The sequence below is a fragment of the Streptosporangium canum genome (genome assembly GCF_900113865.1).
In the GTDB taxonomy this organism is placed as follows: domain Bacteria; phylum Actinomycetota; class Actinomycetes; order Streptosporangiales; family Streptosporangiaceae; genus Streptosporangium; species Streptosporangium canum.
The window spans coordinates 419,437-434,396 of record NZ_FOQY01000005.1 but is presented as its reverse complement, the minus strand read 5'-3'; the positions used below and the strand labels follow the sequence as shown (position 1 = coordinate 434,396).

At 70.9% G+C, this 14,960-nt stretch carries 12 protein-coding genes and 1 rRNA gene; 2 read left to right on the top strand and 11 right to left on the bottom strand.

The annotated features are described in order from the left end of the window. The 11 genes from BM085_RS10785 to argC all read right to left on the bottom strand — a co-directional run. Nucleotides 1-112, bottom strand: a 16S ribosomal RNA gene (locus BM085_RS10785); the annotation flags it as partial. Between the two features lie 699 nt (nt 113-811). Continuing rightward, nucleotides 812-2,080, bottom strand: coding sequence for a tyrosine--tRNA ligase (tyrS, locus tag BM085_RS10780; protein WP_093886839.1), 1,269 nt, complete (start codon nt 2,078-2,080; stop codon nt 812-814). Nucleotides 2,081-2,205: 125 nt separating this feature from the next. Next, on the bottom strand, nt 2,206-2,865 hold the full coding sequence (locus BM085_RS10775; RefSeq protein WP_342742872.1) for a DNA-3-methyladenine glycosylase: 660 nt from the start codon (nt 2,863-2,865) through the stop codon (nt 2,206-2,208). 26 nt (nt 2,866-2,891) lie between these two features. After that, entirely contained in the window at nt 2,892-4,310 is a 1,419-nt protein-coding gene (argH, locus tag BM085_RS10770; RefSeq protein WP_218158675.1) for an argininosuccinate lyase, read from the bottom strand. A 41-nt stretch (nt 4,311-4,351) separates the two neighbouring features. After that, nucleotides 4,352-5,551: an argininosuccinate synthase gene (locus tag BM085_RS10765; protein ID WP_093886836.1), complete on the bottom strand. Its 1,200-nt coding sequence runs from the start codon at nt 5,549-5,551 to the stop codon at nt 4,352-4,354. Nucleotides 5,552-5,619: 68 nt separating this feature from the next. Continuing rightward, nucleotides 5,620-6,123, bottom strand: coding sequence for an arginine repressor (locus tag BM085_RS10760; RefSeq protein ID WP_093886835.1), 504 nt, complete (start codon nt 6,121-6,123; stop codon nt 5,620-5,622). After that, a complete protein-coding gene (argF, locus tag BM085_RS10755) occupies nt 6,120-7,133 on the bottom strand; it encodes an ornithine carbamoyltransferase (protein ID WP_093886834.1) in 1,014 nt (337 codons plus the stop codon). Before argF ends, BM085_RS10760 begins: the two co-directional genes overlap by 4 nt. Continuing rightward, on the bottom strand, nt 7,126-8,274 hold the full coding sequence (locus tag BM085_RS10750) for an acetylornithine transaminase (protein ID WP_245789243.1): 1,149 nt from the start codon (nt 8,272-8,274) through the stop codon (nt 7,126-7,128). The genes argF and BM085_RS10750 overlap by 8 nt, the downstream gene beginning before the upstream one ends. A gap of 56 nt (nt 8,275-8,330) precedes the next feature. Then, complete coding sequence (gene argB / locus BM085_RS10745; protein ID WP_093886833.1) at nt 8,331-9,299, bottom strand: acetylglutamate kinase; 969 nt, start codon at nt 9,297-9,299, stop codon at nt 8,331-8,333. Beyond that, complete coding sequence (argJ, locus tag BM085_RS10740) at nt 9,296-10,450, bottom strand: bifunctional glutamate N-acetyltransferase/amino-acid acetyltransferase ArgJ (RefSeq protein WP_093886832.1); 1,155 nt, start codon at nt 10,448-10,450, stop codon at nt 9,296-9,298. The genes argB and argJ overlap by 4 nt, the downstream gene beginning before the upstream one ends. Then, entirely contained in the window at nt 10,447-11,469 is a 1,023-nt protein-coding gene (argC, locus tag BM085_RS10735) for an N-acetyl-gamma-glutamyl-phosphate reductase (protein WP_093886831.1), read from the bottom strand. Before argC ends, argJ begins: the two co-directional genes overlap by 4 nt. A gap of 268 nt (nt 11,470-11,737) precedes the next feature. Here argC and BM085_RS10730 point away from each other — a divergent pair, with 268 nt between their 5' ends. Further along, nucleotides 11,738-13,399, top strand: a complete 1,662-nt coding sequence (locus BM085_RS10730; RefSeq protein ID WP_093886830.1) for a class I adenylate-forming enzyme family protein — start codon at nt 11,738-11,740, stop codon at nt 13,397-13,399. A gap of 79 nt (nt 13,400-13,478) precedes the next feature. Then, entirely contained in the window at nt 13,479-14,792 is a 1,314-nt protein-coding gene (locus BM085_RS10725; RefSeq protein ID WP_245789236.1) for an MFS transporter, read from the top strand. The last annotated feature ends 168 nt before the right edge of the window (nt 14,793-14,960 follow it).

The window sequence follows — 14,960 nt, the reverse complement described above, 5'->3', positions numbered from 1 at the left end:
TGTTACTCACCCGTTCGCCGCTCGAGTACCCCGAAGGGCCTTTCCGCTCGACTTGCATGTGTTAAGCACGCCGCCAGCGTTCGTCCTGAGCCAGGATCAAACTCTCCAAACAATGTTTGAAAGGTTTTCCCGACTGAAAGCACCCGGACTCTCATCCGGATGTATCAACCAAAGGAATCCGTCCCCCACCAGAGATGGGTTGGACGGGGTTGTGCTTCATGCACTGGCTTTTAACACACTGTTGAGTTCTCAAGAAACGGACGCGTTCTCCATCTTCCCGGCCAACTGGCCCGGCGTCCGGGGCGTTTCGTTCGTTATTACGATCCTAGCTCGCCTGCCGTTTTCGTGTCAAACCGCTCATTTCGAGGTATTTGCCACAAGCTGGTCAAGCTTGGCTAAGATTTTGACTACCCCTTCTCAAGGGCAACCCTCTAAACTTACCCTGCCATCCGGACCTCGTCAAACTCCCTGGTTTTCAAGGGGTTGCGCGGACACCGAAGGCTCAGGCTCGTTCAGTGGGAGTCGGCCCTGGGGCCCGTCCGCCGGATTCGGCGTCCGGCTCGCTCCCGGGGCATTGAGAACATTAGGCGGCCCCCGGAGCCTCGTCAAATCAACCCGTCCAGGGGAACCCGCAGGTCACCGGCGACTCGCGGGTGGGTCCGCGCTCTTCGCTACCTGAACGTTACAGAAACATACGACGAGCGCCCCGGCCGGAGCCGGGGCGCTCGTCACGCGGATCACGACGTCGGTCCCGCAGTCAGCCGTGCGCACCGGAGACCACGCATACCCGGACGCCGACCGTACGCAGGCGTCAGGCGGTGACCTCGACACCGCCGATGGAGCGCTTGCCGCGGCGCAGCACCAGGAAGCGGCCGTGCAGCAGATCGCCGGCCGACGGCACGTAGGCCTCATCGGTGATCTTCACGTTGTTGAGGTACGCGCCGCCCTCCTTGACCGCCCGGCGGGCGGCGGACTTCGACTCCACCAGTCCGCTCTCGGCGAGCAGATCGACGAACGAGGCCCCCAGCGCGGAGACCTCGGCGCGCGGCACTTCGGCCAGTGCCGAGCCGAGCGTCCGGGCGTCCAGCTCCTCCAGCGAGCCCTGGCCGAACAGCGCCCGCGACGCCGCCACCACCCGTGCCAGCTCATCGGCTCCGTGCACGAGGGTTGTGACGTCCTCGGCCAGTGTCCGCTGCGCCTCACGGGCCGCCGGCCGGTCGGCGACGGCCTTCTCCAGCTCGGCGATCTCGTCCTGGGTGCGGAAGGTGAACACCTTGAGGAAGCGGACGACGTCCCGGTCGTCGGCGTTCAGCCAGTACTGGTAGAACGCGTACGGCGAGGTCAGGGCCGGGTCGAGCCAGACGGCGCCGCCGGCGGTCTTGCCGAACTTGGTGCCGTCCGCCTTGGTGATCAGCTTGCCGGTCAGGGCGTGGGTGTGCGCGCCCTCCACCCGGCGGACCAGGTCGACGCCGGCGGTGATGTTGCCCCATTGGTCGCTGCCGCCGAGCTGGAGCGTGCAGCCGTGCCGGCGGTAGAGCTCCAGGTAGTCGTTGGCCTGCAGGATCTGGTAGCTGAACTCGGTGTAGCTGAGCCCGTCGCCGCCCAGACGCGCGGACACCGACTCCCGGGCGAGCATGCGGTTGACCGGGAAGTGCTTGCCGACGTCGCGCAGGAAGTCGATCGCCGACATCTCCGAGGTCCAGTCGAGGTTGCTGACCAGGGTCGCGCCGGTGGGCCCGTCGTCGAAGGAGAGGAACTTCTCCACCTGGACGCGGATCCGCGCGACCCATTCCGCGACGACCTCGGAGGAGTTCAGCGACCGCTCGGTGCTGCGGCCGCTGGGGTCGCCGATGAGACCGGTGGCCCCGCCGACCAGGCCGATCGGGCGGTGCCCCGCCCGCTGGAAGCGGGTGAGGATCAGCAGCGTGGCCAGGTTTCCGGCGTGCAGCGACGGAGCGGTCGGGTCGAAGCCCGCATAAACCGTGATCGGCCCCTCGGCGAGTGCCGTGCGCAGCGCGTCGGCATCGGTGGTCTGCGCGATGACGTCGCGCCATTCGAGCTCATCGAGGATGTCGGTCACGATCCTTGCTTTCCAATGTTCGAAGGGACATATACCGCTCCCGTACAGCCTGCCCGATCCCGGCACCGCTCGCCACCCGGAATCTCCCCGGTGACCGGCAGGACAAGCATCTCCTGCCGAAGGATCTACCGGCGGCGCGGGACGTGTGACCGGTACGGCGAGACCGTGGGGTCTCCGTCGATCCAGAAGCGCCAGGGCGTCTCCCGGGCCGACGAGACCCCGGTGCGCGGCCCCGACCGGATCGCCCCGGCCCCGGGAGGATCACCGCCCAGCACGCCGGCCGGACCGGGCCGGCCTGCCGGAGCGGGCGCGCCGGCCGGGCCGGGTGGGCAGACGTCGAGCCCGTCGTGCTCCCGGGTGAAGTCGAGTGCCACCGCCAGGCGGGCGGGCCCGCGTGCGAGGTCACGCGCGGCGACGGTACGGCTCGCCCCCGCCGTGCGGCGGGTCCGGGCCACCTCGGCGCCGGAGACCACCTCGCCGGCTCGGAGCAGCACGCCCGAGCCCACCCCTTCGGGGAGGCAGACGATGTTGGCGCAGAAGTGCATGCCGTAGGTGAAGTAGACGTACAGGTGCCCCGGCGGCCCGAACATCACCGCGTTGCGCGGCGTCCGGCCCCGGTAGGTGTGGGACGCGGGGTCCTCTCCGGGCACGCCGTACGCCTCGACCTCGGTGATGCGGACCGAGACCGGTCCGTGTACGAGCACCCGCCCCAGGAGGTCCGGGGCGACCTCGTGGCCGGGCCGGTCGAAGAACTCCCGGGTCAGGGGCACGGACCCGGTGGGCACCGGCCCGCCGGGTCCGCCGGCTCGCATCAGTTGCCGCTCGCCCAGGCCGCCTGGGCGTCGACGGTCTCGCGCAGCTCGGCGAGCTGGTCGCGGACCCTGTCGGGGGCCGTGCCGCCGTGCGCCTTGCGGGCCGCCAGCGCGCCCGGCACCGAGAGGACCTCGCGCGAGTCGGGCGTGAAGTGCGGCGAGACCTTGGCCAGCTCATCGTCGGTGAGCTCGTCGAAGTCCTTGTCGTTGACCTGGCACCAGACCACCAGGTGGCCGACCGCCTCGTGCGCCTCGCGGAACGGGACGCCCCTGCGGACCAGGAGCTCGGCCAGGTCGGTGGCCAGCGCGAACCCGTCGGGGGCCGAGGCCTCCATCTTGGCGGTGTTGACGCGCATGGTGGCGACCAGGCCGGCCACGGCCGGGAGGACCAGCAGCAGGGTGTCGACGGAGTCGAACACCGGCTCCTTGTCCTCCTGCAGGTCACGGTTGTAGGTCAGCGGCAGGCCCTTGAGCGTCGTCAGCAGCGACATGAGGTTGCCGATGAGACGGCCGCTCTTGCCTCGGGCGAGCTCGGCGACGTCCGGGTTCTTCTTCTGCGGCATGATCGACGAGCCGGTGGAGTAGGCGTCGTCCATCTCGATCCAGCGGAACTCCTGCGAGGCCCACAGGACGATCTCCTCGCCCAGCCGTGACAGGTGCATGCCGATCATCGCCGCGTCGAACAGGAACTCGGCGGCGAAGTCACGGTCGGCGACCGCGTCCATCGAGTTGGGCGCGGCCGAGTCGAAGCCGAGCTCCCTGGCCACGGCCTGCGGATCCAGCGGCAGCGACGATCCGGCCAGCGCGCCGGAACCGAGCGGCGAGACGGCCGCCCGCCTGTCCCAGTCACGCAGCCGCTCGATGTCGCGGGCGAAGGCGTGCACGTGGGCCAGGAGCTGGTGGCCGAAGGAGACCGGCTGGGCGTGCTGCAGGTGGGTCATGCCGGGGGCGGCCGTCTCGGCGTGCTCCTCGGCCTGGCTCATCAACGCGGTCTCCAGCTCGACCAGCCGGGACACGATGTGCCTGACGTGGTCGCGGAGATAGAGCCGGAGGTCGGTGGCCACCTGGTCGTTACGGCTGCGCCCGGCGCGGAGCTTGCCGCCGAGCGTGCCGAGGCGCTCCAGCAGGCCGCGCTCCAGCGCGGTGTGGACGTCCTCGTCGGCCACGGTCGGCCGGAACTCACCCGCCTTGCAGGCCCGCTCCAGGTCGTCCAGGGCGCCGATCATGCGCCCCAGCTCCTCCTCCGTGAGCAGCCCGGCGCGGTGCAGCACCCGGGCGTGCGCGCGCGAGGCGAGCAGGTCGTACGGCACGAGCCGCCAGTCGAAGTGCACGCTCACCGAGAGCCTGGTCAGCGCGTCGGCCGGACCTCCCTCGAACCGGCCGCCCCACAGCCGCATCGGCTTACCACCATCAGTCACCGTTGTTCTCCCTCCCAGTTCAATCCGCGACCATAGCCCACTCAGCCCCGTCGGGCGTCCCGGGCGGACGCGATCTTGGAGGGCAGGCTCCACAGCTCGACGAAGCCCTTGGCGAGCGACTGGTCGAAAGTGTCGCCGGTGTCGTAGGTGGCGAGGTTGAAGTCGTACAGCGAGGCCTCGGAGCGCCGGCCGGTGACCGTGGCCCGGCCGCCGTGCAGGGTCATCCGGATCTCACCGGTGACGTGCTGCTGGGCCTCGGCGATGAAGACGTCCAGGGCCTTCTTGAGCGGGGAGAACCAGAGGCCGTCGTAGACGAGCTCGCCCCAGCGCTGGTCCACCGACCGCTTGAACCGGGCGAGGTCGCGCTCGACGGTGACGTTCTCCAGCTCCATGTGCGCGGTGATCAGCGCGATGGCGCCGGGCGCCTCGTAGACCTCGCGGGACTTGATGCCGACGAGCCGGTCCTCGACCATGTCGAGCCGGCCCACGCCCTGCGCGCCGGCGCGCCGGTTGAGCTCGGCGATGATCTGGAACGGGGTCAGGTGCCGCCCGTCCAGCGCCACCGGGACGCCCTTGACGAAGCTGATGACGACCTCGTCGGCCTCGCGCGGCTCCGCCGGGTCGGCGGTGTAGGAGTAGACGTCCTCGACGGGGCCGTTCCAGATGTCCTCCAGGAAGCCGGTCTCGACGGCCCGGCCCCAGATGTTCTGATCGATCGAGTAGGGGTTCTTCTTGCTGGTCTCGATCGGGAGGTTCTTCTCCTCGGCGTAGGCGATCGCCTTGTCGCGGGTCCACGCGTAGTCGCGGGCGGGGGCGATGACCTTGAGCTCGGGGAAGAGCGCGGCCAGGCCGGCCTCGAACCGGACCTGGTCGTTGCCCTTGCCGGTGCAGCCGTGGGAGACGTGGGTGCCGCCGAACTCCTTGGCCGCGGCGGCCAGGTGCTTGACGATCAGCGGCCGCGACAGCGCGGAGACCAGCGGGTAGCGGTCCATGTAGAGGGCGTTGGCCTGCAGGGCGGGCACGCAGAAGTCGGTGGCGAACTCCTCACGGGCGTCCACGACGACGGATTCGACGGCGCCGCAGTCGATGGCCCGCTTCCGGATGGCCTCCATGTCCTCACCGCCCTGGCCGACGTCGACGGCCACGGCGATGACCTCGGCGCCGGTCTTCTCGGCGAGGAAGGGAATGGCGACAGAGGTGTCGAGACCGCCGGAGAAGGCGAGTACGACCCGGTCGTTCATGATCAGTTTCTCCAAAGTCTTCGCGTCACAGATGTTCGGGTGGAGCTGGGGCGGCCCGCCGTCGCGGGCTAGATACGTCGGTCGGCGTGCCGGAGCAGGGCCTCGGCGACCGCTTCTCCCCCCATCGGGTCCCGGCTGATGACGAGGATCGTGTCGTCTCCGGCGACCGTGCCGAGGATGGACTTCCAGTCGGCGTGGTCGATGGCGGAGGCGAGGAACTGGGCGGCCCCCGGCGGCGTGCGGACGATCACCAGGTTGGCGGACGCCTCGGCGGAGACGAGCAGTTCCTCGGCGAGGCGGCCCAGCCGGGCGGCCGGGGACTCCCCGGAGCCGAGCCTGGCCAGCGGGATCCGGCCGCCGCCCTCGCCGGGCAGGGCGTAGACCAGGGAACCGTCCTCGGCGCGCAGCTTGAGCGCGCCGAGCTCGTCCAGATCACGGGAGAGGGTGGCCTGGGTGACCTCCACCCCGCTCTCCAGCAGGAGCCTGGCGAGGTCGGGCTGGGAGCGGACCGGCTGGCGCTCCAGGAGCTCGGCGATCCGCGCCTGGCGGGCGACCTTGGTCATGGGAATCATCGGGTGGCCTCTTCCGCGGGCCTCATGCCGAGCGTGCCACGCCCGTCCGCGCTCTCCGCGCTCCGGGTGGCCGAGACCAGCCAGTGCAGCAGGGCCTTCTGGGCGTGCAGCCGGTTCTCGGCCTGGTCCCACACCAGGCTCCGCGGGCCGTCGAGCACGTCGGCGGAGATCTCCAGGTCCCGGTAGGCGGGCAGGCAGTGCAGCACGATCGCGCCGGGAGCCGCGTGGCTCATCAGCTCGGCGTTGACCTGGTAGGGCGTCAGGTCGGCGATCCGCTGCTCCTTGCCGTCCTGGCCCATCGAGACCCAGGTGTCGGTGGCGATCACGTCCGCGCCGGCGGCGGCCACGGCCGGGTCGGGCAGCGCGGCGACCGATCCGCCGGTCTCCGCGGCGAGCCGGCCGGCCTGCCGCAGGATCTCCGGGTCCGGCTGGTAGCCGGGCGGGGCGGCGATCCGCACGTGCATGCCGGCGAGGGCTCCACCGAGCAGGTAAGAGTGGGCCATGTTGTTGGCGCCGTCGCCGAGGTAGGTCAGGGTGAGCCCGGCGGTCCTGCCGAAGTGCTCCCTGACGGTCTGCAGGTCGGCGAGGATCTGGCAGGGGTGGAACTCGTCGGTGAGCGCGTTGACCACGGGCACCGAGGACGCGGAGGCCATGGCCTCGATCCTCTCCTGTCCCGCGGTCCGCCACACGATGGCGCCCACCTGGCGCTCCAGGACTCGGGCGGTGTCCTCGATGGACTCGCCCCGGCCCATCTGCGAGGATCCGGCGTCGATGATCAGGGGCAGGCCGCCGAGCTCGGCGACGCCGACGGCGAAGGAGATCCGGGTCCGGGTGGACGGCTTGTCGAAGAGCACCGCGACCGTCTGCGGGCCGTCGAAGGGCCGGTAGCCGTGACGGTCCTTCTTCATGGCCTCGGCCAGGTCGAGCACCTCGGCCTGCTCGGCGGGCGACAGGTCGTCGTCCCGGAGGAAGTGCCTGGTGCGTGCGGCGTCGGCACGGTGGTCAGTCATCAGCGGCCTCGTCAAGGATGGCGGGGAGCGCGGCCACGAAGGCGGCGATCTGCCCGGAGGTGATCACCAGCGGGGGCGCGAGCCGTACCGCGTTGGGCTGGAGGGCGTTGACCAGGAAGCCGGCGTTCTGCGCCGCCGTCTGGACCTGCGCGGAGCGGTCGGCGGTCAGCACGAGGGCCAGCCACAGGCCCCTGCCGCGCACGCCCGCCAGCAGCGGGTGGTCGATCGCGGCGATGCCCTCGGCGAGCTGCGCGCCGGCCGTGCGGACATGCTCCAGCAGGCCGTCCTTGTCGATGGTGTCGAGTACGGCGAGCGCGGCGGCGGCCGCGACGGGGTTGCCCCCGAAGGTGGAGCCGTGGTCGCCCTTGGCGAAGATCGTGCCCGCCGGGCCGAGGCCGATGCAGGCGCCGATCGGCATGCCGCCGCCGAGGCCCTTGGCCAGGGTCAGGATGTCGGGCAGGACACCGTCGTGCTGGTGGGCGAACCAGTGGCCGGTGCGGCCGATCGCGGACTGGATCTCGTCGGCGACCAGCAGCGCGCCGGTCGCGTCGCAGATCTCCCTGGCGGCCTTGAGGTAGCCGTCGGGCGGGGGCACGACTCCGGCCTCGCCCTGGGTGGGCTCCAGGAAGACCGCGGCGCACTCGGCGGTGACCGCGTTCTTCAGCGCGTCGGCGTCGCCGTAGGGGACGAAGCGGACGTCCACCGGGAACGGGCCGAACTGGTCGCGGATGGACGGTTTGCCGGTCAGCGAGAGCGCGCCGAGGGTCCGGCCGTGGAAGGCGTTCTCGGCGGCCACGAAGTAGCCGCGGCCGTTCGTCTTGCCGTACTTGATGGCCAGCTTGAGCGCGGCCTCGTTGGCCTCGGTGCCCGAGTTGGTGAGGAAGACCCTGGCCGGGGCGCCGAGCAGGCCGAGGAGCCGTTCGGCGAGCAGCACCTCCGGCTCGTGCAGGAACAGGTTGCTGGTGTGCGCGAGCGTGGCCACCTGGGTGGAGACGGCCGCCACCAGCGCCGGGTGGGCGTGGCCGAGCGAGCTGACGGCGATGCCGCCGATCAGGTCGAGGTACTCCCGGCCGTCGACGTCCCAGACCCTCGATCCCTCGCCGCGCGCCAGCGCCACCGGGGGCACGCCGTAGTTCGGCATGAAGGCGGCCTCGAAACGCTTGCTGAGCGCGTCCGCCGCGGGACGCTCGTACAGGCTCACTTGTCGCTCCCGTTCAGCTGGATGGTGGCGGTCAGCCGCCGGTTGACCAGGCTCGGCACGGCCGGCGCCGTCGCGACGTCCGGCAGCACCATGGTTCCGATGCCCTCGTCGGTGAAGATCTCCAGCAGCACCGAGTGGGGCACCCTGCCGTCGAGCACGTGCGCCTGCGGCACGCCTCCCCGGACGGCGGTCAGGCACGCCTCCATCTTGGGCACCATGCCGCTGGACAGGCCGGGCAGGAGTTCGCCGAGCTCCGTGGCCGACAGCTGCCTGATGACCTCGTTGCCGCCGTCCCCGCTGTCGGGGCGCCAATCGCGGTACAGGCCCTCGACGTCGGTCAGGACGATCAGTTTGGACGCCTGGAGCGCTACCGCGACCGCGGCGGCGGCGGTGTCGGCGTTGACGTTGTAGACGGTGCCGTCGTCGCTGCGCGCGATCGAGGAGATCACCGGGATCCGCCCGTCGTCCAGCAGCGCCTGCACGGCTCCGGCCTCGACGTTGACGATGTCGCCGACCTGGCCGATGTCCACCCGGGCGCCGTCGACGACGGCGTGTTTGCGGACGGCGGTGAACAGGTGGGCGTCCTCGCCCGACATGCCGATGGCGAACGGCCCGTGCCGGTTGATCAGGCCGACCACGTCCCGGTTGACCTGGCCGACCAGGACCATCCTGACCACCTGCATGGCCTCGGGGGTGGTGACCCGGAGCCCGGCGGTGAAGGTGGACTCGATGCCGAGCCTGTCGAGCTGGGCGTTGATCTGCGGTCCGCCGCCGTGCACGATCACCGGCTTGAGCCCGGCGTAGCGCAGGAAGACGACGTCGGCGGCGAACTTCTCCCGCAGGTGCTCCTCGGTCATCGCGTTGCCGCCGTACTTGATGACGACGGTCGCGCCGTTGAAGCGGGCGAGCCAGGGCAGCGCCTCGATCAGCGTGTGCGCCTTGGCCAGGGCGTCGCCGGTCTTCATGAGGAATACGCCGAGTTCTCGTGGACGTAGGCCGCGCTGAGGTCCGTGGTGTGGACCGTCGCCGAGTGCGGGCCCGCCGACAGGTCGACGGTGATCGTCACGTCACGGGGGCGCAGGTCCACCTTGGAGCGGTCGTCCCCGGCCGCTCCGCCCCTGCAGATCCAGACGCCGTTGATGGCCACGTTGAGCCGGTCGGCCTCGAAGACGGCGTCGGTGGTGCCGACCGCCGACAGCACCCGGCCCCAGTTGGGGTCCTCGCCGTGGATGGCGCACTTGAGGAGGTTCGAGCGGGAGACGGTACGGCCGACCACGACGGCGTCCTCCTCCGACGCCGCGCCGACGACCTCGATGGCGATCGCCTTGGTCGCGCCCTCCGCGTCCACCAGGATCTGGCGGGCGAGATCGGCGCAGACGGCGCGGACCGTCTGCTCGAACTCGGCGAGGTCCGGGGTGACGCCGGAGGCGCCGCTGGCCAGCAGCAGGACGGTGTCGTTGGTGGACATGCAGCCGTCGGCGTCGAGCCGGTCGAAGGTGACGGCGGTCGCCCTGCGGAGCACCACGTCGAGCTGCTCGGCGGGCACGTCGGCGTCGGTGGTGATCACGCAGAGCATGGTGGCCAGGGCGGGGGCGAGCATGCCCGCTCCCTTGGCCATGCCGCCGACCATGTAGCCGCCCTCGCCGCGCCTGAAGGAGATCTTCGAGACGGTGTCGGTGGTGCGGATGGCGTCGGCGGCGGCCAGGCCGCCGTCCCTGCTGGTCTGGGAGACCGCGAGGTCCACCCCGCCCAGCAGCGCCTCCATCGGCAGCCGCTCACCGATCAGGCCGGTGGAGCAGACCGCGATCTCGCCCGCCGACTCGCCGAGCGCCCCGGCGACCTTCTCGGCCGTGGCGTGGGTGTCCTGGAAGCCGAGCGGGCCGGTGCAGGCGTTGGCGCCGCCGGAGTTGAGGACGACCGCGTGGATCCGGCCTCCGGCCAGCACCTGCTGGGACCAGAGCACCGGCGCGGCCTTGACGCGGTTACGGGTGAAGACACCCGCCGCGGCGCGCGACGGGCCGTCGTTGACGACGAGCGCCAGGTCGCGGGCGCCGCCGGATTTGATTCCGGCGACGACACCCGCTGCCCGGAAGCCGAGGGGGGCGGTCACACTCATGGGGCAACTCCATTGAGAGGAAGGCCGAGTTCTTCCGGCAGGCCGAGGGCGAGGTTGGCGCTCTGGATCGCGCCTCCCGCGGTGCCCTTGGTCAGGTTGTCGATGGCGATGACGGCGACGACGCGGCCGGTGCGCTCGTCCAGGGTCACCTGGAGGGCGGCGGTGTTGGCGCCGAGGGTCATCGAGGTCGCGGGCCACTGCCCCGGTGGCAGCAGCCGCAGGAACGGCTCGTCCTTGGTCGCGGTCTCGTAGGCCTCGCGCAGGATCTGCGCGGTGACGCCGGGCTTGGCCGGCGCCGTGCAGGTGGCGAGGATGCCGCGGCTCATGGGAGCCAGCATGGGGGTGAAGGAGACCTTCACCGGCTCACCCGCCAGAGGGGAGAGGTTCTGCTCCATCTCGGGGGTGTGCCGGTGGACGCCGCCGACGCCGTAGGCGCTGACCGAGCCCATCACCTCGCTGCCCAGCAGGTTCGGCTTGAGCGACTTGCCCGCCCCGCTGGTGCCGGTGGCGGCGACCACGACCACGTCGGGCTCGGCCAGGCCGGCGGCGAAGGCGGGGAACAGCGCCAGGGTGACGGCCGTCGGGTAGCACCCGGGAACGGCGATCCTCCTGGTGCCGCGGAGCCCCTCACGCAGGCCGGGCAGCTCGGGCAGTCCGTACGGCCAGGCGCCCGCGTGGACGCCGCCGTAGAAGTGCTCCCAGGCCGCGGGGTCGGTGAGGCGGAAGTCCGCGCCGCAGTCGACGACGAGGGTGTCGTCGCCGAGCTGCCCGGCGACGGCCGCGGACTGGCCGTGCGGGAGGGCGAGGAAGACGAGGTCGTGGCCGCCGAGGGTGTCTGCCGTGGTGTCCAGCAGGATCCGGTCGGCCAGCGGGGCCAGGTGCGGCTGGTGGGCGCCGAGGGCGGTGCCCGCGTTGGAGCCCGCCGTCAGCGCACCGATCTCGATCTCGGGGTGGGACAGCAGCAGGCGTAGCAACTCGCCTCCGGCATAGCCGCTGGCACCGGCGATCGCCGCTCTCATCCGTCCCCCAACGCTGCATATTCATACGCTTTTACTTATGGACTTACTAGAGAGATTATGCATCCTCAAGGATTGTCATGCAACTAGCCGGTGCGTCGGCGCCGGGCTGACTGGATGAGCCGCGGGGTCTAAAACCGTACAAATAACCATATTTCACCATGCATGATCATGCGACCTGGATGTCGGCGATGTTTCGGCACTGTTGCCCGTACCTACCGGTCGGTATCGTTACGTTTCCGGTCCCTCCGCCCCCGGGGAGTACGAACACATGACTGTCACCCATGACCAGGTCCAGGCCCAGCTCACCGGTCCAGGGCAGCTTTTCGAGATGGAGGAGGTCGCCGGCCACGGCGGCGCCGTCAGGACGTGGAAACACGCGCCCGGCCACTTCCGCGCACTCCTCGAGATGAGCCGGTTCCACGGCGACAAGGTCTTCCTGACGTACGAGGACGAGCGCATCACCTACGAGGAGCACTTCCGGCGGGCGGCGACGCTGGCGCGGCGCCTGGTGGAGGACTACGGCGTGGTCAAGGGCGACCGGATCGCCATCGCCATGCGCAACTACCCCGAGTGGGTGGTCGCCTTCTCCGCCACGCTGGCCGCCGGGGCGGTGGCCGTACCGCTCAACGCCTGGTGGACCGCCCAGGAGCTGGAGTTCGGGCTGTCGGACTCGGGGGCCAAGGTGCTGATCGCCGACGGTGAGCGCGCCGCCAGGATCGGCGGCCTGGCGCAGTCGCTGATCGTGGCCCGGGGCGAGGCGCCCGAGGGCGCCCGCTCGTTCGAGGACGTGCTGGGCGCCGTCGAGGCCGGCGTGACGCTGCCGGCGGTCGAGCTGTCCCCGGAGGACCCGGCCACGATCTTCTACACCTCGGGCACCACCGGGCGCCCCAAGGGCGCCCTCGGCAGCCACCGCAACCTCGGCCAGTCCCCCATGACCGTGGCCTACAGCCTGCTGCGCAGCGTGGTCCGGGCGGGCAAGGACCCGGCGGAGTCGGCCGGGCAGCGCCGCGTCACCCTGCTCACCGTGCCGCTCTTCCACGTCACCGGCTGCTTCGCGGTGATGACCACCACCATGTTCACCGGCGGCGGCCTGGTGCTGATGTACAAGTGGGACGCCGGGCGGGCCCTGGAGCTGATCGAGCGCGAGAAGGTCACCACGTTCAGCGGCGTGCCCACCAACGTGTGGCAGCTCCTGTCCCACCCCGACCTGGACAGCCACGACGTCTCCAGCCTCAACTCCCTCGGGTACGGCGGCGCCCCGGCCCCGCCGAAGCTGCTGGAGCGCATCACCGAACTGCTGCCCAGCCGCTCCCCCTCCAACGGGTACGGCATGACCGAGACCACCGCGCTCACCATCAACAACGGCGGCGTGGACTACCTGGCCAAGCCCGACAGCATCGGCCTGCCGATGCCCGTGGTCGAGGTGAAGATCTCCGACCCGCTCGGCGACGAGCTTCCGGCCGGCGAGGTGGGCGAACTCTGCCTGCGCGGCCCGAACGTGATCCTCGGCTACTGGAACCGCCCCGAGGCCACCGCCGAGACCTTCATCGGCGGCTGGCTGCACACCGGCGACCTGGCGCGGGTGGACGATGAGGGCTTCGTGTTCATCGTGGACCGGGCCAAGGACATGGTCATCCGCGGCGGCGAGAACGTCTACTGCGCCGAAGTCGAGGCCGCGCTGTTCGAGCATCCGGCGGTGGACGACGTCGCGGTGATCGGCATCCCCCATGACGAGCTCGGCGAGGAGGTCGGCGCGGTGGTACGGCTGGCGTCCCCGGCGAGCGCCGAGGAACTGCAGGCCTTCCTGCGGGAGCGGATCGCGGCGTTCAAGATCCCGGTCCGGTTCTGGGTCCGCGAGACCGAGCTCCCCCGCAACCCCGGCGGCAAGATCCTCAAGACCCACCTCCGCAAGGAGGTCCTGGGCTCCTGACGCGGGATCGGCGGTGACCGGCGGTGACCGGCGTAAAATCGTTTGCCCTGGCGCAGGTCACCGCCGAGACTGATTGTCCGTGTCTGAAACTCCTGACCGATCGCTCAGAACGCTGGCCCTCCGGCTGAAAATGGATCTGGGCCCCCTGCGCGACTCCCGCGACTTCCGGCTGCTCTTCGGCTCGGGACTGGTCACGATGTTCGGCACCTTTCTCACGCTGGTCGCGGTCCCGCTGCAGATGAAGGAGCTCACCCACGGCTCCTACCTGGCGGTCGGCCTGGTCAGCGTGGCGGAATTCGTCCCCATGGTGGTGTGCGGGCTCTGGGGCGGGGCGATCGCGGACGCGCTGGACCGGCGGAAGATCATCCTCTACACCGAGGCGGGGCTCTGCGTCACGGTCGTGGTCCTGATGGTCAACGCGATGCTGCCGGAGCCGCAGATCTGGGTGCTGTACGTGGTCGGCGCGCTCTCCGCGGGCCTCGGCAGCCTGCAGCGGCCGAGCCTGGAGTCGCTGATGCCGCGCGTGGTCAGGCACGACCAGCTCACCGCGGCCGCCGCGCTGACCAGCTTCCGCTGGAACCTCGGCGCCATCGTGGCCCCCGGCCTCAGCGGCCTGATCGTCATCTGGTTCGGTTTCGCCGCCGCCTACGGCGTCAACGTGGCGACCTTCCTGTTCTCCCTGGCCCTGCTCTGGCTGGTGGAGGCCCCGCCGCAGTCCGAGGACGCTCCCCCGGCGTCGATCAGGGCGCTGGTCGAGGGCGTCCGCTACGCCGTGGGCCGCCCGGACCTGATGGGCACCTACCTGGTGGACGTCGCCGCGATGGTCTTCGCGTTCTCCACCGCGCTGTACCCGTTCCTCGCCGACGAGCTCGGCGTCCCCGAGGCGCAGGGCCTGTTCTTCTCCGCCTCGGCCGTCGGCTCGCTGATCGCCTCGGTCACCTCCGGCTGGACCAGCCACGTCCACCGCCACGGCCTGGGCGTCGTCGTGGCGGCGATCGGGTGGGGCGCCGCGGTGGCGCTGGCGGCCGTCATGCCCACCGTCTGGGGCATCTTCGTCTGCCTGGCCCTGGCCGGGGCGGCCGACATGATCAGCGGCGTCTTCCGCTCCACCATCTGGAACCAGACCATCCCGGACGAGTTCCGTGGCCGCCTGGCGGGCATCGAGCTGCTCTCCTACACCAGCGGCCCGATGCTGGGCAACGCCAGGGCGAGCCTGATGGGCCAGCTCGGCGGGACCCGCTTCTCCCTGGGTGCGGGCGGCCTGCTGTGCGTCGGCGCGGTGGTCGCGATGGCCGGGCTGCTGCCCAGGTTCCGCGACTACGACGCCCGCACCGACGAGCACGCGGTCAGGGAGCGTGCCCGCCGCGAGTCCCTCGCGGGGGCCGAGACCTGACGGCCGTCCGCGGGAACGCCGCTGCTGGGCGGGCCGCGCCGGCCGTGCCGGTTGCAGGCTCCTGACGGTCACCGCTCGAAGACACCCGCTCACGCCGAACTCGGATCTATTGTCGATGCCTCATCGCGGATTCCCCCGCGCCGGCCGGGGGTTCGGACGACGGATCTC